This window comes from Photorhabdus antumapuensis (assembly GCF_020387775.1).
In the GTDB taxonomy this organism is placed as follows: Bacteria; Pseudomonadota; Gammaproteobacteria; order Enterobacterales; family Enterobacteriaceae; genus Photorhabdus; species Photorhabdus antumapuensis.
Window position 1 is genome coordinate 181,834 of sequence record NZ_JAHZMK010000012.1, and the last position, 22,087, is coordinate 203,920.

Consider the following 22,087-nt stretch of genomic DNA (forward strand, 5'->3'; position numbering starts at 1 on the left):
TCTAACGATGACAAGCCGTCAGAATAAACGGGCTATTATCATTGATGAGTTTGCCTCTCGCGAGCACCTGAACGCCCTAAAACTCGGTCATAAATACCAAACACGACTAAAACTAGCAGAGATGGTGCTAACCAGGCTAACCCCTGATCCGCCAGTGGTAAACGAGTTGCCCAGTTCGGTAATAAATACGCCAGTGCTTCAGATGATTTAATCGCATCCAAGATACCAAACATCAGACTAACTAACATTACCGGCGCCAAAATACGGGTAAAATTGTGCCACCAGCACAGCGTGAAACTCAACACAATCAGAACGATACAAGGTGGATAAATAGCAGTCAGTACCGGTATGGAAATCTTAATCAAATGACTCAAACCAAGGTTAGAAGTCAACATGGAAAATCCACCCAGGATCAGAACCAGTGAACGATAAGACAGGGGCAAATAACGGCTGAAAAACTCAGCACATGCACACGTTAATCCAACCGCAGTCACCATACAGGCGACGAAAATCAACACAGCCAAGAAAATACTGCCGACACCACCAAAAGTATGATGAACATAGGCATGCAAAATGACAGCACCATTTTCCGCATGAGGCACTAACGATCCACTACCAGCACCTAATTTGAACAGAGATAGATAAACCAGTATCAGACCAAGGCCAGCAATAAAACCTGCCCACATCGCATAACGGGTTAATAATGAAGATGAGGCAACGCCTCTTGAACGCGCTGCGTTAACAATGACAATCCCAAATACCATCGCACCCAGCGTATCCATTGTCAGATAACCATTGACGAAACCGCTGGAGAATGGGATTTGCTGATAAATATCAATAGCTGGAATTGAACTACCGGCCGGCCAAAGTAAAGCAGCAACACCAAGTATACCTAACGCCAACATCTTGATAGGTGCTAACACATGCCCGACAGTATCAAGCAAACGGCCTGGATAAAGGGAAACAGCAATGACCAGAACAAAATAAATAAGACTGTAGATAAACAGGGATAACTCACCGGTACTGGTAAGCGGGGCAATGCCTACTTCAAAAGAGACCGTTGCAGTCCGTGGGATAGCGAATAAAGGACCAACAGCCAAATAACACACTGTCGCAAGCAGCAAACCAGCAACTTTACCAATAGGTGAACTCAGCTCTTCAATACCACCGCCAACTTTTGCCAATGAGATGATTGTAATGACGGGTAAACCAACCGCTGTCGTTAGAAAGCCTAATGCTGCCAGCCAAACATATTCACCTGATTGTAACCCCACCATAGGGGGAAAAATAATGTTTCCCGCCCCGACAAACAGAGCAAAAGTCATAAACCCTAATGCCCAAATATCCTTAGATGATAAACGATGTGTCATAATGATTATTAATGTTTTGTTACCATATTTAATGGCCTGAATAATATAAATATCGTCAATAGTTAAGCCCATATTGACAATATTGAACCCTAATTTAACGATTTATTATCAAAATAATATTCACCAGGTATCTGTTGAAGACAGGTTATAGTGGTCATTATAGATAGAATCGCCAACAACTGCCCACAAGTAAAACTTTTATAGTGCCAGAAGGCAATAGATAAACCAGAATGCAGAAGTATATGCCGTACTCTTTTTCAAAACTAGTGATTGCTGTTAGCTATCATTGAATAAACACTATATGATTTGCGTTTTTTTTAACCTGAAAAAATAATAATCAATTACGAAGATTAATTATTACTGTTAATCAAATTATTCCTATCTCTTCTGCTGGTTATTTTGACAGGTACAATCAATCCTGTCGGTAAAGTAAAACTAAAGATCGTCCCTTTGCCTATTTCGCTGGAAACTTCAAGATGAGAATGGTGATGATGTAAGGCATGTTTAACAATCGCAAGACCGAGACCACTTCCTCCAGTTTGTCTAGAACGCGCTTTATCTACTCGATAAAAACGTTCAGTCAAACGAGGTAGATGTTCAGCACTGATACCTTGCCCATTATCTTTCACTGTAAATTCAACACCGTGGGAATTCTTTTTCCAACTAACATCAATTTGAGTGCCTTTAGGAGTATGGTTAACCGCGTTATAAACCAAATTCGACATTGCACTGCGAAGCTGTTCTTCATTACCGAACACTTTTAGATCTTCACCAATATCAAAATTAATCTTATAACATTCATTACCCAGCGCTGTGGCTTCCTGACGCAATACTTTAAGCATCAAAGGCACATCAACGACTTCATTCATATCAATCTGGGGAGCGACTTCAATTTTAGACAGTTGCAATAATTGTTTCACCAAACTGTCCAGCCTCCGGGTTTGCTCCTGCATCGTATTCAGCGCTTTCTTATTTAGCGAACTATCCTCTGCCTGATCCTGCATCACTTCCAAATAACCCTGCAAGACGGTTAGAGGGGTACGCATTTCATGACTGACATTGGCAAAAAAGTCACGACGAGCATTTTCCAGTGTTCGCTTCTGAGTCACATCTCTGGCAACCATTAAGAACTGCCCCTCAGAATAAGGCATCACCCGAAACTCAACAGTGAAACCATGATTTAATTCAATGGATAAAGGGCGCGAAAAATCCCTGGACAGGATATATCGGCTAAAATCAGGGTAGCGAAGTAAATTAAAAATATGCTGTCCATTGTCTTCAGGCCAACGAAAACCAAGCAAATGTTGTGCCAAATGGTTACACCAGAAAATATTACCTTCCGTTGTCATCATCACAATAGCATCGGGCAATGATTCCGCCCCGCTACGAAACCGTTTGATCAACAGCGCCAGCTCACGACGCCGTTTTCGATTCCGTTGCTGCATCTGGTGAATACCATAGAAAATTGGCTCCCACCCTCCTCTCCCCGACGGTGGCAACATACTGCGATCCAACCATAGCCAATTCGAAAGTTTCAGCAAGTTATAACCATGCCATATCAGTACCAAAAACACCGAAGCAAATAAACACCAAGACAAATGACCAATAAATATCGATAGAATTAACGCAGGCAAACAAAAGAGAAACAGCTCTGAAACCAGTTTTTTCCAAGATAAACGTTCTAACACATTAGATTCTCCGGTGCGTGGATTTACTGCCTATCCCAATAGGCACTTAGTAACGGGTAGAAAAACGATAGCCCGTACCACGAACGGTCTGCACCATTTTATCATGGCCGCCAATCTCTAATACTTTACGTAAACGGCGAATATGGACATCAACAGTTCTATCTTCAACATAAACATTTGCTCCCCAAACATAATTAAGCAACTGTTCACGACTATAGACTCGCTCAGGGTGAGTCATAAAGAAGTGCAATAATTTAAATTCCGTCGGCCCCATATCCAGTGCTTTATCCTGGCTAGTCACCCGATGGGACGTTGAATCCAAAACCAAACCATCCATTTCGATGATATCTTCCATGACCATCGGTGAAATACGCCGTAATACCGCTTTAACTCTGGCAACCAACTCCTTGGGAGAGAAAGGCTTAGTGATATAGTCATCTGCCCCAACTTCGAGGCCACGCACCCGATCTTCCTCTTCACCACGGGCAGTCAACATCATCACCGGAATATCACGAATATTATTATTCCGTTTCATCTGCTTAATTATCTGCAAACCAGAACCACCGGGGAGCATCCAATCCAATAACACTAAATCAGGATAGGGTTCAGATAAACATGCCAACGCAGAATCATAATCCTCTGCTTCTACCGGCTGATACCCGTTTTTTTCCAGCACAAAACAGACCATCTCACGAATCGGAGCTTCATCTTCAACTACCAGAATGCGTCTTGCCATGATTAATCCCGTTAATATATTGAGATAAACGCTACTTAGTTTGAAAAAGCATTATGCGTCAGTTTTATGACAAATTTATGAAATCCTGCCTTGGTTATCCTCTATCTGCAATCGATTTCGCAATAATTAATTTAACAATTGTCATATTTCATAATGAATGCGAAGCCGCTCGGAGATATATTCACGAAATCAGATTTAAAAGCGACATCCAGAATATAGCGATTATAATCATGCTTCACTTTAACCAATGACGGCGAAACTATGCGTATTATTCACACTTCGGACTGGCATCTTGGCCAATATTTTTTTACAAAAAGCCGGGTTGCTGAACATCAACATTTTCTGCGCTGGCTGATTAAACAGATTGAACATTATCAGGCCGATGCATTAATTGTTGCCGGAGATGTATTTGATACCGGTTCACCGCCTAGCTATGCCCGTGAATTGTATAATCGCTTTGTCGTTGAACTACAACCGACTGGCTGTCAGTTAATTATCCTTGGTGGTAACCATGATTCAGTAGCAACATTAAATGAATCAAAAGAACTCCTTTCCTGCCTAAATACCACCGTTATTGCTCATGCAGAAAAAGATCCACAAAAACAGATAAAAGTACTCACCACCAAACAAGGCAATGCCGGTGCAATTCTTTGTGCAATCCCTTTTCTGCGGCCAAGAGATATTATGCTCAGCCAGTCTGGTCAGTCAGGAGAACAAAAACAACTCGTATTACAAGAAGCCATTGCAGAACACTATCATCGACTCTATCGGCAAGCGTGTGAATTACGTGATGAATTGAATTTGCCCTTACCTATCATTGCTACCGGGCATCTGACGACCATTGGCGCCACTGTTACAGATTCGGTGCGGGATATTTATATTGGTACATTGGATGCCTTCCCGGCGCAAGCTTTCCCGCCGGTAGACTATATTGCGCTTGGGCATATTCACCGGCCACAAGTAGTGGCTAAATCTGAACATATTCGCTACAGCGGTTCCCCTATTCCTCTTAGTTTCGATGAAGTCGGGCAAGAGAAAAGTGTTTGTTTGGTGGAATTTACCCAAGACAAACTGGAATCCATCAAGCTTTTACCCATTCCGCAATATCAGCCCATGCAACTAATAAAGGGCAACCTACAACAAATTGAACAACAGTTGAAAACTTTTAATGACTATCAAGGAGAGCAACCCGTCTGGCTGGATATTGAAGTTGCAACCCAAGATTACCTCCATGATATTCAGAAAAGGATTCAATCAATGGTTGCTGAGCTTCCGGTCGAAGTCATTCTGCTACGACGTAGTAAAACACAGCGACAAAATAGGCTAGCACAAGAAAACAGAGAAACTCTGACAGAACTTAGCGTTAACGAGGTTTTTGCCCGACGGCTTGCACAATCAGCACTCGAAGATGAAGAACATAAAAAACGTCTGACCACCCTTTTCGAACAAACACTGCACGATATCTATCAGGCTAAAAACAAGGAAGAGCAGGCATGAAAATTTTGAGTCTACGGCTAAAAAACATTAATTCATTACAAGGTGAATGGAAAATTGATTTCACAGCAGAGCCGTTTGCCAGCAGTGGTCTGTTCGCCATAACCGGCCCTACCGGTGCGGGTAAAACCACTTTATTAGATGCGATCTGCCTTGCGCTGTATCACGAAACGCCACGCTTGACGATTTCTACCTCACAAAATGAGCTGATGACCCGACACACAGCGGAATCACTAGCCGAAGTTGAATTTGAAGTGAAAGGTGTCGCTTACCGTGCTTTTTGGAGCCAACGGCGAGCACGTAATCAACCTAATGGCAATCTGCAAACCCCTAAAGCGGAGCTCGCACTCAGCAACAGCGGCAAAATTCTGGCAGATAAGCCCCAAGATAAGAAAGAGAAAATCATTGAAATTACCGGATTAGATTACGGCCGTTTCACCAAATCCATGTTGTTATCCCAAGGGGACTTCGCCGCTTTCCTCAATGCCAAACCAAACGAACGGGCTGATTTATTGGAAGAGTTAACCGGCACTGAAATTTACGGAATTTTATCCCAACAAATTTACCAACAACATAAACAAGCACAGTCGGAGCTGGATATTCTACAAGCCAAAGCATCCGCCATTGATTTGCTAACAGCAGAGCAGCATCAACAATATCTGGAACAACAGCAACAACTCACCCAAGCTGAATCACAACTCAATCAACAGATAAAAACATTGCAACATTCGGCACAATGGCTGACACGTGAGGAAGAACTTGAGCAACTTGTTACTGAAAATAACGCTTCCTTACAGCAGGCAGAAAAAGCGCTGACTCATGCAGAACCGCAGCTGCAAAAACTGGCCGGCAGTGAACCCGCAGAAACACTGCGCCCATTGCTGGATGATAAAAACCGAACACAATATGAACATCAGAGAATCAGCAAACAGTTGGCAGAGATGCGTCAGCAACTCCATCATCAACAACAGATACTCACGCCGATACAGCAAAACGTGACTCATGCAGATTCTGCCAGAACAGAGCATCAACAACACCGGCAACAACAAGAAAAGCTGATAACAGAACAGGTGATTCCATTAGATCATCAAATTGCGGTACAGATTAAAGCGCTCAATCTTACTCAGCAACAAATCAACGAGCAGAAAACTGTACTTGAAAACCGTTGTCAGCAATATGACACAGCAAATCAGCGCGCCCTATCATTCACCAATCAAAGAAAACAACTGGAAAACTATTTCGAACAACACCCTTATCATCAATATTTCGGTGAAAAGCTGGCTTTTTGGCAACACCAATTCTCTTGGTGGCAAGAACAGCAGCAACAAATTGATCACCAAACGCAAAAAGTTGGCAAGCTCACCGCCGAAATCGCGCAACTTAACGATAATCTGCATAAACAAGGGGAAAACTTAAAACAACAGATTGAAAATAACCAACCACTGGAACTGGCATTTGAGCAGGCCAAGCAACAATTTTTTACTCTGCAAAAACAATATTCGCCGGAGAAATTAAAAAAACAATTAACTCAATATCAGGAACAGCTACCGCTGCAACATAAACTGGAAATCCTGTCCCCACAAATCTTGCAATTACAAGCCACTATTGCCAGTCATCATATTCGCTTACAACAACCGGAAAAATTATTAAAGGAACTTCCTGTTCAAATTGAATCCATTAATAAACAACTCTCAGGCAAACAGCAGCATTTAGCCGATCTTACTCAACGTATTCAGTTAGAACAAAAGATTGTCAGTCTGGAAAAAGAGCGGGCACAACTCAAGGAAGGCTCCCCTTGCCCACTGTGCGGCTCTGAACATCATCCTGCAATTCAGGCTTATCAAAATATTGAATTGCCAAAATCAGAACAACGGTTAAAAGATTTACGCCTGCAATTCGATGAATTACAAGCCACCAAAATATCATTGGTTAATAAAAAAGAGTTCCAACAGCAACAATACGACCATATTTTGCAAGAAATTGCTGATGCTGAACCACGATTGAATATATTAACTCAACAATGGCAGGAAACTTGCGCAATATTACAGATCGAAATTTCTCTTTCAGATAAACCCGCTCTTGAACTATTTGTGCAACAAAACCAATCTGCTCATCAGCTTTGCCAGACTCAATTAACCGAACTTGAACTAACAGAAAAAACATACCAGAAAACAGAAAAAACACTGGCTGCTCATCAAGAACACATTAAAGAAATTGAGCGAAATATTGAACTGAGTAAGCATCAACACCATGTACTGAAAAAACACTTATCTGAACTGCAACCAGAGATACAACAGCAGCAGCGTAAACTGACGGATGTCATCGAAAAAATGACATCAGAATTACAGCAATATGATTTATCACCACCAATGCTGAATGAGAGTGAAAACTGGCTGCAACAACGTAGAAAAGAGTGGCAGGTATATCAAAACTGTCATGAAAATTGGCAACAGATCCAAAAAGAAGAGGCGGTTATCCAAAATCAGATTGAATCATTGCATAAACAGAAAGAAGAATATGTATCCCGTTTAAATGGGCTTAATCAAACAGCTCAACAACAGAAACTGCAACTCACAGAGACACAACAACAGCGCCAACAACTATTTGGTGAGCAATCTGTTACGGACATCACTCAGGCATTACAACAACAATCTCAACAACTGGAAGAAGCATACAAACAGGCACAATCACATCTGCAACAGGCACAATCCAGCATCAACCAATTGACCGGCGCCATTCATGAGACAGAAAAAAACGATAACCAGTCTGAACAACAAAAACAGCAGGCAGAACAAAACTTCAATGCTGCGTTAGCAAAGAGCCCATTTGCCGATCAGCATGCCGTTGCATCAGCGCTGTTATCGCAAGAGCAACGTAAGGAATTGCAACAACTCAAAGAACAGCTTGAACAACAGCAGATACAAGCCAACGCCCTATGCCAAAAAGCAGCAGAAACTCTACAACAACATCGAAAAAATCCCCCTGAGTTACTTAATCAATACACAAAATCGCAACTGACCGAACAGTTGGAAAACATTACTGATGAGCTAAAAAGAAACACCTTACAACAAGGAGAGCTGAAAAACCTGCTTGGTAATGATGCAATACGCCGTCAACAGCAAAAATCCTTATTGGCAGAGATCAGCTATTGCCAACAAAATTATGATGACAGGAGTTATCTTAATAACCTGATTGGTTCGGCTGATGGTGCTAAATTCCGTCGCTTTGCTCAAGGATTAACACTGGATCATTTGGTTCATCTCGCTAATCAACGGCTGAAAAAATTGCACGGACGCTACGATTTGCAACGTAAAAACAGCGATGGTCTTGAACTACAAGTGGTTGATACCTGGCAAGCCGATGCTATTCGTGATACTAAAACGCTTTCTGGTGGCGAAAGTTTTCTGGTCAGCCTCGCTCTGGCTCTAGCGCTATCTGATTTAGTCAGTAATAAAACCTGTATTGATTCACTATTCCTGGATGAAGGCTTTGGCACACTAGATCAAGAAACCCTTGATATTGCTCTTGACGCGCTGGATCATTTAAATGCTTCCGGTAAAACCATTGGTGTTATCAGCCACATTGAAGCCATGAAAGAACGGATACCCGTACAGATTAAGGTTAAAAAAATTAATGGTCTTGGGATAAGTAAACTCTCACCTGAGTTTCGTTATGACAAGTCATAATGGAACACAACAAAAACGTTTCCCAAAGTGAACTGAATACAGTCAGCTTTTCCTCGAAAGGTACTCCCGCCAACATAAAGGCGGGAAAGAAATACCGACAAAACGTTACCTTGCTAGTTTTGAATGTACTGTTTAACAGCTTCCAGTGGTGCTCCTTCGCATGAGCCTAAAAAATAAGAATTTAACCAAAGCACTGGTTTGCTGTAAGCGTCCCTTAAAGACGATGGTTTTAATAGCTTAATAGCTTAATAGCTTAATAGCTTAATAGCTTAATAGCTTAATAGCTTAATAGCTTAATAGCTTAATAGCTTAATAGCTTAATAGCTTAATAGCTTAATAGCTTAATAGCTTATAGGTATGATGACAACCCTCTATTTTAAAAAATAGCGACTTTTTCGTATTTTATAAAATTTCAGATAGCGTGTTGTCGGTTAATTGGTTTTCTATAATGTCTAATAATATATTATTACATCATTGATGGTGAAAAACATTCAAATATTAACGGAGAGCTAAAATAGATTATAAAAATAACAACATCAATTAATTTTAGCATTAAAGGCATAAAAAGAGGCATATACCCGTTATCTTTCAAGCTGCCTCTTTGTTGGCTGCACTCTCTCACCCCGGTCACATAGTTATCTATGCTCCCGGGGATTCGCTCCCTTGCCGTCGCGATGCAACTCGAAATCTATTAGGCATAGCTTAAATCAAAGCAAGTTTAAACGAATGTATTTAAGATACCATTATTTTGCATGATAAATGCAAAATAATAACGCTTAAAACAATCCGACTCGCATTCGGTTAAATCATTTATTTAATAATTTTATTATACCAACTTTCTATAATCGATAATTTAATTGGTTTACGACAGAGTTTATTACCAGGTTAAAAACGTTATTAAAGCCAGTTACTTGGGGTAAATAGATTATCTGATTAATCTATTCATATTCTTATTTATCCCTCCCCACAAAATACATAAATATTAACAAAGCCAATTCTTATTTATCATCTTCTACAAATAACTTTATGATGGGCAAGTTTCAGACTATTATTAAAATCATTATTTTAATTATTGGTTTTCACTGGCATAAAGTTTTAACACTCTTTCTTACCACTTTTAACCCCTAATTTCTGTTAAATTTAATCATCATGGAATATCGTATTTTACGTTTAACCCGCGTTTAATCATACCCGCACTTTATCTTTACCGATCATAATAATCACTTACCTAGTTGATCATTCATTCTTTTTTATCCACGATTTCCAAACGAGCATTAATACTGACTCTGTAGCGGTTTTTCCAGGCCATTTTTTGCTTTAATAATCAAAGGATTGAGCGATTGACTCCCCTAAACAACAAACGAACCATCATACTGTGAGACCTGTTGAAAATACTGAAAATCGATATAACCCGCCTCCGCCAAGAGTAAATGGTCACGTAAAGTTTCTGGGGCGGGCAGGTAAGTGCGCTCAGAGGCAGTATCTGCCGTGATGGTCATCTCGGTGGGCGCCTGAGTGAATAAAGATATCGTCATATGGCATTCAACCGCGGCTAACGAAGGGCTGAACCGATAGGCAAACGTCTTCGCTAACGGACATACGTTACGTGCGGGGGTCCATTAAAGCATTTGGGAGGGTTTAAATTTCCCGCCAAGCTTGCAGCCGAAACTCATACCCGCAGTCCTGACAACGAATTTTCGGATTATCCGGGCAGACGACAATAAATCCCACGGCATCCACATTCGAAGACTGACAGCAAAGACAGTGAACCCCTTGTCTTCCTAGGGTAAACCCAGCCATATACCGTGGGTACGGCGTGATAGGCTGATCACCGAGTTCATCAAACAGCGGTTGCAGCCGTTTACGGTAGAAATTAAATACCTCTATCTTTCTGAGCTTACCGATCGCCGCAGCATGTGTAGGCCGCCACTGTACCCACAATAAAACCAGCGTGGCATACAACCGATAATAATATCGCCTTTGCAAATTATAAAATAATGAGCCCACGCTGGCAGCGAACGTCTTATCACAGAATCGACAGTAATATTCATCCCGATGAGTGGTTGTCACATGTCGATTCCCGCACCGGGGACATTCATACACCCCACCCAACGTCGGATTTTGTTCATCCAGACGATCAGCTAATGCCCGGAGTACCGGCTCTCTTTGCCAGACACATCTCAAATGCTGGTATTGCGCTTGCGTGGTATACGCAAACAAACGCCGGAACCAGTCCGGTTCAGACACCTGGTCATTCAGTGTTTTATCGGCAAACGGATCAACTCCCTTAGGTATATCCGGATACATTACAAACTGATGCTGGCACGCCTCACAGTGAACCATGGGATTGCCCGCCGGCATTTCCTCAACGTAGTTCAGCCGCGATGATTGACACGCCGGACAGTGTATCCCTTGTTGACCCGGCGAAAATCCCAGCAGATAACGGGGATACGGTGTCACTGGCCGGCCACTCGTCAACACCAGAACCGGTGCCAATCGTTGGCGATAACGTTCCCACGTAGACTTTTTATGACAGTGGCTTATACGTATAGCATTTTCAATACACCAACAGCCCCATAGCGTGACCAAGACGGCATATAGACGGACATGCAGGTGATGATCAATCAGATGAAATGGCGTATCGAAATAGTCAGCGTGGTCACACTGGCAGGAATGACAATAGTACACCTGATGTGTATGTTTCGTCGGTTTTACGGCCTGCTTTTCCTGGCGGCCTCTGAGATGATATTTATCGAGTTCCGCGACCCGTTCACGTAACACCGGCTCACGCTGCCAGATTTGACACACCAGGGCATATTCCTTTGCATCCAGATGAGAGAAAGCGCACGGATACCAGTCAGGCAACGACAAAACGTCAACAACATTGTTCATAGATAAAAAAATCCTTATAGTTCATTGGGGTGATTAAGATTAACAAGAGGATGGGTGAGCAGTGCACGCGGGTCATCCCCCGTATGTACGGTGTAACCGGATGAGATTGCGGCCATAACATGTATCCTTATTAGCCTCTGTTGCGTGATTAATACAGACCAGAAAGGCAAACCCAAATAGCCTGATGAAACAAAAAATTAATCTATGCGCCCTTGCTGGCGTAAATGGCGGATCAAGACTTGCCCTTCCGGCACAAACTCCGTGCTAAAACGCACTAATCCCACGCCTTTCAATTCCGCATTGATGTCATAACGCAGATGCGCCGGTTCAAGCATCGGCAGTAACGTAACCGTGACCTGCTTCAAACGCGGCTCATAAGTCAACAGCGTATGCTCGATCGTCGCGATCAGACGCTGCGACGACGCAGGCAGCTCTTGCAAAATGATGCTGAGATCAGGCAAACCATAATCCGGCAGATGAGCGAGCGTTCCCGCCCGACAGTTGAGGACACGCTGCATATTGTCCAGTACCGACAAAATCACCTGCTGCTCTTCACTGACTTGGGACAATGCCAGGCCACCGGTAAAGCCCCCCTTCAGGCGGTCATACAGGGAGGGCCTTTTCGTTTTCGTCTTCATTTTCATCTCATTCATTCCTTCTCAGGTAACAGGGTCAGACCATCGGTATTCAGCTCAATAGTTCGAGGCTTATCCGGTAACAACTCACGACGTTTTATTATCCGGCGCCAAGTCCCTTTAGACAGGTCTGGCATTCTAAACAGCCCCACCACCGCCACGTATTTCGCCTGAGCGGCCATCGGCATATCCAGAGACGCATGACCGCCCGGTTTTACCACCACCTCCTGACTCGCCAAACAGTCGGCACTGAGTACCCGGTCACCTTCATTCAACAAGTCTGCATAATCCGCCGCGGTTATCGCTTTGTTATCCCGTAATTGATAGACACGTACCAGTGTGGGGACAGACAGGGCAACACTTTCCCCCCCATCCGTATTGACCGCAGCCCGTGGGATAAAATCCAGATGCAGCGTCTTGATTTGCTGATAGAACAGGGATTGCGTGACCGAGACCGCACCATCGGTCACTGTCTGAGTCAAGCCGCAGCCAGTCAGCAACAGTGTTATCGCCGCTATCAACGGTACGGTTTTATAAAAAGACATAGTTAACATGGTGTCCTCCTTTATTTTCATGGTTGTCTGGCGTAATGCCCCGATAATTCCCCACATTCACGGTAATGTTGTCAGGCACTGTCGTCAGATGTTGTTCAGCCTTGAGTCCTAACACACCGGTCAACCCCAACTGAACGGGCGGGCCCCCCAATACTGGTGGCGGCAATATCCGTGTCGGCAGAGTTAATTGCAATCTGGCCGGGTAACGCCAGCCCAGATAAACCCGCAGCAATACCTGAAAATCAGTGTGCAACTGCCCACCCGGCAGCCAGCCTTGCACGTCCTCCAAACAATCCGTGTGCAGTACCACCAATAGCTGACTGTTAATATCGATGCCCATTCTGCCCAGCACCGTGCGCTGCGACAGAGAAATCTGCTGCATATCTGAAAACCCTGCCGGGTGCATCAGATGGATCTGCCGTGGGCAACAAGGTGTTACCACAGTACGGGTCTTCGGGGCCAATAACGTCACCAGTGCCGAGACGCCTTCGGCGGTACGCGTCGGCAGACGCATCACACTGAGCAGCGCCAAAAAACGGGACACCGGCGTCGTAATATGCTGCCGACTGCCCGGTATGCCTAAGCCAATCAGCCCCAACAAACACTGAGACGTCCCATCCGTTCCCCCAGCCGCAAAGGTTGCTGGGTAGGAGGAATATTTGCGCCAGATACGGTAGAACTGAGTGAATGTCCGGTGATTGAAAATATCCAGAAAGGCTTCAATCGCTTCATGCCCTTCCTGACACTGGGTAATATCATCCAGATAAGCGGTCGGCAACGGAGAATCCACCCCGTACAGCCCCATAAACGTGGTTCTGGCTGTCGGTGGACGGTCCGGGCATTCGGGGTCGGTTTCTATCGCTTTCAGCTCGCTAACCGGAAAGCCCATCCCCGGATGAGGCCGGAAACGTATCACATCATCGGCAGGGTTATCTGTACTGCCCAGCGGTGGCCGGTCAGGGACAGCCCGCTCCATTACCTGACAGAATGAGTAGAAATCGAGGGTCGATATATTGGCTTTCAGTGTGGCCATCAGCCGGGAATGCGCGTGCAGTGTCTTTCTTCCCATAACAGTCGTTCCCCTGTGGGTTGCAAAATCAACGTGAGCCGGTTAAACAGATGGATATCGGTGTACAGGGCAAAGAAGCGACTGAGCATTTCACCGAACAGGCAGATATCACCGGTGCCGGAGAACCCCTGGCTATCCAGCGTGACTTCAATGTGCACACCCCGTCGCAGATACCCCTGTTCAAACCGCTCAATAAGCGCATGTTTCACCGCCACAATCGCAGCCAGACGACGGGTATTCATCTCATTATCGGTCCAGTCATACAGCGCCAGCGTGCCGCGCAGCACGTCCGGGTTATCCATCATACTGAGAAAGTTGGAGCCGAGATGACTGAGTATCCGCCAATGGAAGCGGTCCTGGTTCGGCGGATAACAGGGCAATGTCGGCTCACACAGATTACGCACGATCAGTCCCGCCAGTGGCGGATTAATCGCCGTATCCAGCAGCGTATCCTGTAACGCCCGGCGAGGCAGCTGTCCATTGGTGCCGGTTAAGGTCAGTGACAGGTTTTCTGCATACGGTTTATCATCATCAAAATCCTCCCCACCCAGGATAAGCCAAGTGTCATACAGCCCTGAGGGCCCCCGTTTCACCCGGGTATGGTAGTAACGTTCCGGTGCCTCATGCCGCATCATGCCCCCTTTATGGCGGAAACTACTGAACGGCACATACGTTTGATGACCAACACGTTCCGAAGACACTACCGCATCCACCGAATAAATCTCGATATGCCCGTCCTGAAGGCGCATCGGGCGCAGCAGATATTCAGTTTGTAGCGGTGACAACCGCAAGGGGTCGGACTCCAGCGAAAACAGGTTAATGACCGGAGAGCAGTGCAAACGGATATTCTCCGCAGAAAACGGCTGATCACCGGGCCAGCTTTCACTCAACGCCACCTCCAGCTCAAACCACGGTGTCCTGTCGGGGATCGTCAGCGTTTCCAGTCCACAGAGCGCCACAAACATAAATTTTTCCCGGAAGGTGAAATACTCCAGCAGCAGTTGATAACCACTGAATGCACTTTCCCCTTTCGGCCACAACCTTTCCGCGTCGCCAAATCCCAGCGGTGAGAACCCGCCATCAAACGGCTGCCGATCAGGCTGGCCGGGCAGACGCAGATAAAGCTGTTGTGTCTGAAGCGTGAACGCCCGATGCAATGCACAGGCCAGCGGACTATCCGCATTCAGATACAGTGGCAAACAGCGCAAATCAACCTGACGCCAATCCACCATCGTCCCACAGTCAAAACGCAGCCGGATAACAGAACGTCCATCCGGTTCAGCCTGAAAAGAGGCCGCAGTGAGTGACAGGGGCAACAGTTGAACCGCCTGAGTGGTGGTATAGCGGCAGCGGGTTCTGTGCAGACCAATCGGCTGCGACAGCACTTCAAATCCCTTTTCCACCGGCTCGGATTTTTTCATCTGCGCCCAATCCGGGGCCAGCTCAACAATCGACATAGAAGGAATGGTGCGCAAATAATGCGGCCACAACAGACTGACCAGCCCTTCCGTTAACTCCGGCAGGTCATCATCCAGCTTTTCGCGCAGACGCCCCATCAAAAAAGCAAAGCCTTCAAGCAGACGTTCCACAAAAGGGTCACGGATACTGACCCTATCCAGATTGAGCATCGCGGCCTGATCGGGATAAGCCTGAGCAAACTCTTTGCCTGCTTCACGCAGGTAGCGCATTTCTGCCTCGTAATAGCGCAGGGTTAAATCATCCATCACATTGTCCTCAAGAAAGGGAATAAAAAATAGATCAGCCGCACAGCACCGCGGCTCTAACCGGGTCAATCGCGACCAGTCCCTCCAACAGGGTCTCCATACGTTGAGCCATCTGTGCCTTATCCTGTTCACTGCGCTGGGCTTTCATCCGCAGCAACTTAAGCAGACTCGCTTTTACCTCAAACATCAGGGCCGGCTCCCATTCGCCAAGACGTTGTGACTCATCGGCGTTTAACTCAGTCAACAGATGCAGAGCGACTTCATTTCTGCCGTATTGTTCCGCGACTCGCGCCATCAACAAGCGCTGTAACCAACGGTGACGCGCCCCATTGATACCCGGCAATTGCCCCAACCACGACAATGCGGCGTGGCTGGATAACCACCCTCGCGGCTGGTCACGCAAATAGCGCGCCAATTCACGAGCCTGTTCCAGCAAGTCGCGTCCGGATTGGACCGGACGCCATACCGGCGATGCCTTCCGGGGGGACGGATTGTCTTGCATCACCGGTAATGGCGCCTGAGCGGTCGTTTGTGGCACCAACGCATCCACCCCACCCGACTGATCCAACCGTTTTTCCAGTATGCCTACCAATCCGGTCAGCGAGGGACGAGCATCCTCATCCCAGGTAGCAAATACCTGTTCCAGTAATGCTAGCGACGCCAGAATGTGTTCGAAATCAATCCGATTGACTTCAGGATAAAGCGACAGACTGTCCTGAATTTTGGTTCCCATCAGCCATTCCAGCGCGGCTTTACGACTGCCGGCGCGCCTGGGCAGCAGCCCATCACCAAAACGGTCTGTCAGTGCGACCAATAATCCCAGCCCTTCCGCCAGGCCACGTTCCCCTTCCTGATGCAGACGCGCCCACACATAATAGGTCGCTACCCGGACATCTTTACAATGCGTAGTCAGCAATGCTTCCGCCAGTTCACCGATAAGCGCGGTATCAATGCCGCTGAGTTTGTTGACCTCTTCACGCAGACGCTGAAAATCATCGTCATAGCCAGGGTCCATACCCACTGGGTTATCCGGGGTAATGGGGGCCAGCCACTTTTCCCACCGTCCGGCCTGTTCACGAGCCAGTGCCGGCACATCACGCCCATCCAGACAGGCCATGATCAATCGTTGCAGCATCACTCCTCCCCGTCATCGGTCACTGACATGTTCATGTCATGGTCGGGGGCGACCTCAAAGAGGTTTTCCGGCAACCTAAATCCCCGCAGTTTCAGCAACGCCAGCGGCCCGCGGCCCATTTCCGTGCGCAAAATCCAGGTCAGCAGCAATCCGTCCGGCGCGACAAACGTCAGTTGATAGCGGCTTTCATCCAGTTGTTCCGCTTTCGCCTGCGCCAGCCAGCGGATAAGCCCCCAGTTCCCCGGATAATCGCCAAACAAACGCGCCCCCGCATTCACACTCGTCCAGGTCAGCATCACCCCCGGTTTGTAGGTGTCACCCGGCCAGCGAAAACGCTGCCAGCTTTCCATCTGGTTGAAGTAACGTAATTTCTGCCCGTCTATCGTCAGGTCGGTTTCCACCACATCCCGCGCCGCTCGCGCCCGCAGGTCAAACCTCAACCCCTGACTGCCATCGGCAAACAGCAGGTCCGATAACTGACTGAGCTGGGACACGGCTTGCAGAAATTGCGGGTTAAAATGCAATCCCTGACTGTTCACCTCATCCGGTACCCAACGGTTCCCCTCTTTATGCAATATCCCGCCTAACTCACGGGTCAGAAACTGCTCAATCCGCCCGGTGTCCGGCCGGATAAACTGCCCCAGCATCGGCAACGAGGCGTCGCTGTCTCCGTTGGCAAACGGGTAACGCCCGGCAAAGGCCGTATTCCAGTTCGCCACTATCGCGGTCTGCCACTGCGCATTCAGACTGGCCGCAGACGGTTGCAGTATCCCCTGCCACGCCTGGGTTAACGGCTGAACAAACACCGCCTGACCAAAACCGTTCCATTGTGAGCCCAGACTGGCCGCCATCAGACGGCCGTAACCCTGCGTCTCCGTCAGGTCCGCGCTTTTTCCCTGAAACACTGTCTGGGCCAGCCGCTTCGCCCTCTCCGGCGGGTCATCACTGGTGGTCATCTGTTGCAGTTTCAGGCGCACCTGGGTGACGCGGGTCAGAAAGGTGGACAAATTGAGAGGGGTGTCCGCCGTCATCCCGCTTTGCGGATTATTTTTCCCCATCAGCGCCAGTAACGGACCGAAGGTGCTGTCCATCGGCCCGGTCAGTTCGCGGGCTTGCCGGTCAATCACCGGGACCGCCGTTTTATTCAGCAACGCCTTAGCGGATTTCATCAGTGACGCCGATAACGCCGGGTCCTGTTGCCCCGCCTGGCCCTGATACGCCACGGTGTTCATCAACGCTATCAGCGGGGACTGGCGCTCATCCGCCATCAGGGTTAACTGGTCTGTCACCTCGGCCAGATTACGCGCTTTATGCCAGCGCAGACTGTTGAGAAAATCCTGCCAGGCTCCGGCAAAATCGGTAAAGTAACGCGCGGTCAGGCGGGCTTTCAGCTCTGCCGGTGAGACGGCGGCCGGGACCGCCTGACGGTTATCACTCAGCACCCAGTCAATCGCTTCCTTGCGTGAGGCCACCGCGTTATCAATCGCTTTTTGTATCTGCCCTTCCCACGCCTGACGGGTAAACATCCCCGGCACCCCCTGCGGGGTGGTAAACAACCGTTCCGCCTCCGTGTCGCCGGTCATTTGCCTTAAGGTCAGGTCGGCATAATCCTTCCCGACGGATTGCAGCATCTGCTGGTAGAGCCCGGCTTCGGCATTCTGCCGCCCTATCTGTGTCAGCAATATCTGGCGCACCTGCCTGACTAAATCCGTATCCGCGGTTATCCGCCATTCCGGATGGGCAGACAGATTTTGCGCGTAAAAATCCCATAAATCCGGGGCCGTACTCTGCCACACCCCGGCAGCCACACCAGCACGGGCCGGTTCATTGTCACTGAGTATCCGGGTTAAAAACGTCGCATTCGCTTTCGCCGGGTGCGCCATCATCAGATAGGCTTTAAGCTGGTCATGCGTGGCCTGCGCCCGACTGAGACGCTGCGGACTGGCCGGGGGCAGAGCCACCAGTGCGCTCAGTTTCTGGTGCAATAACGCCGCCGCTTTATCCCGTATCAGCCGATTATTCCGCTCAGTGTAAGCCGGCATCACCCGCGTCAGCAGCGCCGCATTCTGATCCAGACCGAAACGCTGATACCAGGGTGCCCCGTGTTCGACCCGGGATTGCAACCGGCCCACTTCATTGCGCAGGGCTTTTAAGGCCAGCAATTGGGCACCAGACGCCGCCGGATGGACGTTGAGGCCGGCCACGGCCGCCTGGACCACCGCTATCTGGTCGCGGTTGGTGAAAAAGGACAGCAGACTGCCGGCCCCCCACAACAGCGCCAGCGCCATCAGGCCGTGATAAACCTGCCGTTTTCGAATCACCCCCATCCGCCTGCCGGGGGCTTTCCGGCTGTCACTGAGAACCCCCTGCCACACCGGATCTGGCAGCCAGCTCTGTGGCGCGCCGTCTTTGTGCACGCTGACCGGCAAACTGAACATCAGACCGCGCAGCAAGACCGCGTCGGCATATTCCTGTAACAGCGGGGTCAACACCTGACGCCAGTGGGTCATGCCCTTTTGCTCTAAAGTCGACGCCAGCCGATACAGAAAATCATGGGCGGTCTTCGCCAGTAATTGCTGCATCCCCTGTTTGCGCATCGGGTTAATGAGCAGCTGCAATTGGGCGGTCACGTCTTCCGGCGAACAACGTTCAGGAAAAAAGCAGCCCACCGGCTGAGTCAACCTCTCTTCCTGCGACCAGATGCTGTGGCACACCTGCCACAGATAAATCGGCGCCTGCCAGCGTAACTGCCGGGCCTGTTTCTGCAACATCCGCAGCGCCTTATCCATCAAGACCGGCTCAGCACTCTGGTTTTCGGTCAGCGCCCAAACCACCCCATTGAGTGGCCGGTAACGACGCAACCGGCGCAGGGCCGCCAGCTGGGCGGCATCCGGCTCGGCTTGTAAACTGCCGCCGTACAACAACAGGGTGCGGTAGCCCTCCAGCCAGTGTTGTGTGGTCAGCCCCGGCGCAATCGCCTCCACCTGTTCCACCTCGCCCATCACCAGCAAAATACGTACCTTGTACCCCCAGAGCCACCCGTAACGACGGTGCAGACGGGCGCCTAATTCATTGAGTATCAAAGCGGATTGGCTGGGGGAAATTTTTGTTCCTTCGGTTTCAGGTCTGAGTTTTTGTTGCATTTTATTCTGCCGGATATGCCACCAGACAGTATTCCCGAATAAACCGATTAATATGGCCGGGAAAATCGTGGCACAGGCATACCACGCGGGTTTAAGCAGACCATTTTCCGCCAGCAATGCTTGATTAAAATAAATCAGCAGGAAAAATATCCCGGCAACGCTAAGGATAAAAAAAGCATATCCCCAGTAGCCATAGTGATGATCACGACTTATTTTCATCGGTGTAACTCCTTCGTCATTAAATAAAGTACAGCGCTACCCTCGGGTAATTGATTAACAACTATATGATCGCTATTCGTCAGGCCAATGGCCTCAGTCAGCATGGCTGAGGTCAAAAACACGGACAGCGGCCCTGGCGGACCAAACGTGTGATCAATTAAATGAATTAGATTTTCCGGGGAGAAATTGAGCGCGTGCTCATAGCTGTGAATCGCCAGTTCAGTCAGCACATTATTAGGGACACCCGTTACCCAAAGGTGTCGCATACTCTTTTTATCAATACGGTTATATTCAAATAATATAGGCAGATCTTTTATTATTTCTCCCGGTAACGAAGGTAAAGGCCGCCCCATACCGGCCAAGACATTGAGCTTTTTCTGAGTGGCAAATGCCGGCGACGAGAGTAACTGAGCAAACACAAATTCGCTGTATGCCTTTTTATCACCGCCAGGCGGCCACCGTTGGCAGGCAAGAACCATTATCAGCCCCTCAAAAGCCGCCTCTTTGTATAACTTATCGATCTCATCCCTGTTTTCTGCCTGAATGGGGAGCAGATCCCACTGTTGGTATACCGACGATTGATAAGAAAGCCAGTCGTCGGAAGCGACAGAGGCAACATAAATCCGGTGTAAAAAGCCGCGATAACCCGGACATTGTTTCTCAAGCTCACGATCAAGCTCATCCAATAATTGCCGGTTATCTTTCGACGATAAAAACAGCGCCCGCCCTCGATGAGGAAAGACAGGAATATCTTTCGAGTCACCTAACAGCGATGCCATACCTTGCTGTTCAGGCGTCAGAATAATATTGCCGACCACAGCCAGTTGTTTTCTGCTCCATTGCTGCCACTGGAAACGAGTTTCCGCACTGGCGGCTTCCCAGGCTTGCGCGGCGGTACAATATTGCTCATAGCGGTTCAGCACCACGCCGAATAACATCAGCCATACCAGGAAGGACGGTAAGCTGCTATAAATCGCGGCGTGCAAGAAATCGGTGGTGTCTTTTAGAAAAGCATAAACGAGTGTACCGACAACCAGTATTAACAGTAAAACGACAAACCATAACCGATAGCGCAAAGGCGCTACTGATTTGAGTTCAGGTATTTCAGGAATGGGCCAGCTCATAATAATGACCTCATATTGTTATGAAAAATGGAATTTAAAACAGAGCAATAGCCATTGTGCATCACAATTAAATGAATACCCGGGTTAATTGCATTAGCCAAATAAATAACACCAAACATAATGACACACCTCATTAACTATCAGAGTGATTACGCAATAAATAACAATGCATCCTGAGATAACATTTTATCTCTAAAAATCCTGCCATTAATTTTGACATCAATATTATCACCCTTGCAGCCATATAATTAAAACAAAAACCAAGGAACCACTAATTATCACCGCAACAGGAGTCAAAAATAGCATACATTTGTATTGTTTCTGCTTAATGCACTTAATAATCTGATAAATTATATACCTAATAGATTTCGAGTTGCAGCACGGCGGCAAGTGAACGAATCCCCAGGAGTATAGATAACTATGTGACTGGGGTGAGTGAAAATAGCCAACAAAGCAGCAGCTTGAAAGATGAAGGATATATATACATCAATGGGTACAATTGCCGGCCAAGTGTAATATATAAAGAGAACAACATAGGCAAGTATTGAGTCCCAAAAACCAAAGTTAATCACCATTGGTTCCCTCATAGGTTAATTATTTTCAAAACCACCCACCCTC

14 protein-coding genes and 1 pseudogene are annotated in these 22,087 nt (G+C 47.4%); 2 read left to right on the forward strand and 13 right to left on the reverse strand.

Features of this window, described 5'->3' with window-relative positions; translation table 11 throughout:
* Positions 1–38: 38 nt before the first annotated feature.
* The 3 genes from brnQ to phoB all read right to left on the reverse strand — a co-directional run bounded on the left by brnQ (position 39) and on the right by phoB (position 3,794).
* Positions 39–1,370: a branched-chain amino acid transport system II carrier protein gene (brnQ, locus tag KZ793_RS04295; RefSeq protein ID WP_225813854.1), complete on the reverse strand. Its 1,332-nt coding sequence runs from the start codon at positions 1,368–1,370 to the stop codon at positions 39–41.
* Positions 1,371–1,720: 350 nt separating this feature from the next.
* Complete coding sequence (gene phoR, locus KZ793_RS04300; protein WP_225813808.1) at positions 1,721–3,058, reverse strand: phosphate regulon sensor histidine kinase PhoR; 1,338 nt, start codon at positions 3,056–3,058, stop codon at positions 1,721–1,723.
* Between the two features lie 46 nt (positions 3,059–3,104).
* Positions 3,105–3,794, reverse strand: a complete 690-nt coding sequence (phoB, locus tag KZ793_RS04305) for a phosphate regulon transcriptional regulator PhoB (RefSeq protein ID WP_112879375.1) — start codon at positions 3,792–3,794, stop codon at positions 3,105–3,107.
* 261 nt (positions 3,795–4,055) lie between these two features.
* Between phoB and sbcD the strand changes: the two genes are divergently transcribed.
* Both sbcD and KZ793_RS04315 read left to right on the forward strand, forming a co-directional pair.
* Positions 4,056–5,291 carry an exonuclease subunit SbcD gene (gene sbcD, locus KZ793_RS04310; protein ID WP_225813809.1) on the forward strand — a complete coding sequence of 412 codons (1,236 nt, stop codon included), beginning with the start codon at positions 4,056–4,058 and terminating at the stop codon, positions 5,289–5,291.
* The gene (locus tag KZ793_RS04315) at positions 5,288–8,974 is read left to right on the forward strand and encodes an SbcC/MukB-like Walker B domain-containing protein (protein WP_225813810.1); all 3,687 of its coding nucleotides are present in this window, start codon (positions 5,288–5,290) and stop codon (positions 8,972–8,974) included. The genes sbcD and KZ793_RS04315 overlap by 4 nt, the downstream gene beginning before the upstream one ends.
* A 113-nt stretch (positions 8,975–9,087) precedes the next feature.
* Here KZ793_RS04315 and KZ793_RS04320 read toward each other — a convergent pair.
* From KZ793_RS04320 to KZ793_RS04365, 10 genes and pseudogenes are all read right to left on the reverse strand, one after another.
* Positions 9,088–9,192: pseudogene (locus tag KZ793_RS04320) on the reverse strand (transposase); the annotation flags it as partial.
* Between the two features lie 1,131 nt (positions 9,193–10,323).
* Complete coding sequence (locus tag KZ793_RS04325) at positions 10,324–10,509, reverse strand: hypothetical protein (protein WP_225813811.1); 186 nt, start codon at positions 10,507–10,509, stop codon at positions 10,324–10,326.
* Positions 10,510–10,612: 103 nt separating this feature from the next.
* Positions 10,613–11,866 (reverse strand): hypothetical protein, encoded by a 1,254-nt coding sequence (locus KZ793_RS04330; protein ID WP_225813813.1) that lies wholly within the window; start codon positions 11,864–11,866, stop codon positions 10,613–10,615.
* Between the two features lie 197 nt (positions 11,867–12,063).
* On the reverse strand, positions 12,064–12,504 hold the full coding sequence (gene tssE / locus KZ793_RS04335; RefSeq protein WP_225813855.1) for a type VI secretion system baseplate subunit TssE: 441 nt from the start codon (positions 12,502–12,504) through the stop codon (positions 12,064–12,066).
* 11 nt (positions 12,505–12,515) lie between these two features.
* The gene (tssJ, locus tag KZ793_RS04340; RefSeq protein WP_225813815.1) at positions 12,516–13,055 is read right to left on the reverse strand and encodes a type VI secretion system lipoprotein TssJ; all 540 of its coding nucleotides are present in this window, start codon (positions 13,053–13,055) and stop codon (positions 12,516–12,518) included.
* Positions 13,033–14,124 carry a type VI secretion system baseplate subunit TssG gene (tssG, locus tag KZ793_RS04345; RefSeq protein WP_225813817.1) on the reverse strand — a complete coding sequence of 364 codons (1,092 nt, stop codon included), beginning with the start codon at positions 14,122–14,124 and terminating at the stop codon, positions 13,033–13,035. The genes tssJ and tssG overlap by 23 nt, the downstream gene beginning before the upstream one ends.
* Entirely contained in the window at positions 14,088–15,848 is a 1,761-nt protein-coding gene (gene tssF, locus KZ793_RS04350; protein ID WP_225813819.1) for a type VI secretion system baseplate subunit TssF, read from the reverse strand. The genes tssG and tssF overlap by 37 nt, the downstream gene beginning before the upstream one ends.
* Positions 15,849–15,882: 34 nt before the next feature.
* The gene (locus KZ793_RS04355) at positions 15,883–16,983 is read right to left on the reverse strand and encodes a TssA family type VI secretion system protein (protein ID WP_225813822.1); all 1,101 of its coding nucleotides are present in this window, start codon (positions 16,981–16,983) and stop codon (positions 15,883–15,885) included.
* Entirely contained in the window at positions 16,983–20,345 is a 3,363-nt protein-coding gene (locus tag KZ793_RS04360) for an ImcF-related family protein (RefSeq protein ID WP_225813824.1), read from the reverse strand. Before KZ793_RS04360 ends, KZ793_RS04355 begins: the two co-directional genes overlap by 1 nt.
* Positions 20,342–21,469, reverse strand: coding sequence for a hypothetical protein (locus tag KZ793_RS04365; RefSeq protein ID WP_225813826.1), 1,128 nt, complete (start codon positions 21,467–21,469; stop codon positions 20,342–20,344). The genes KZ793_RS04360 and KZ793_RS04365 overlap by 4 nt, the downstream gene beginning before the upstream one ends.
* Positions 21,470–22,087 lie beyond the last annotated feature (618 nt).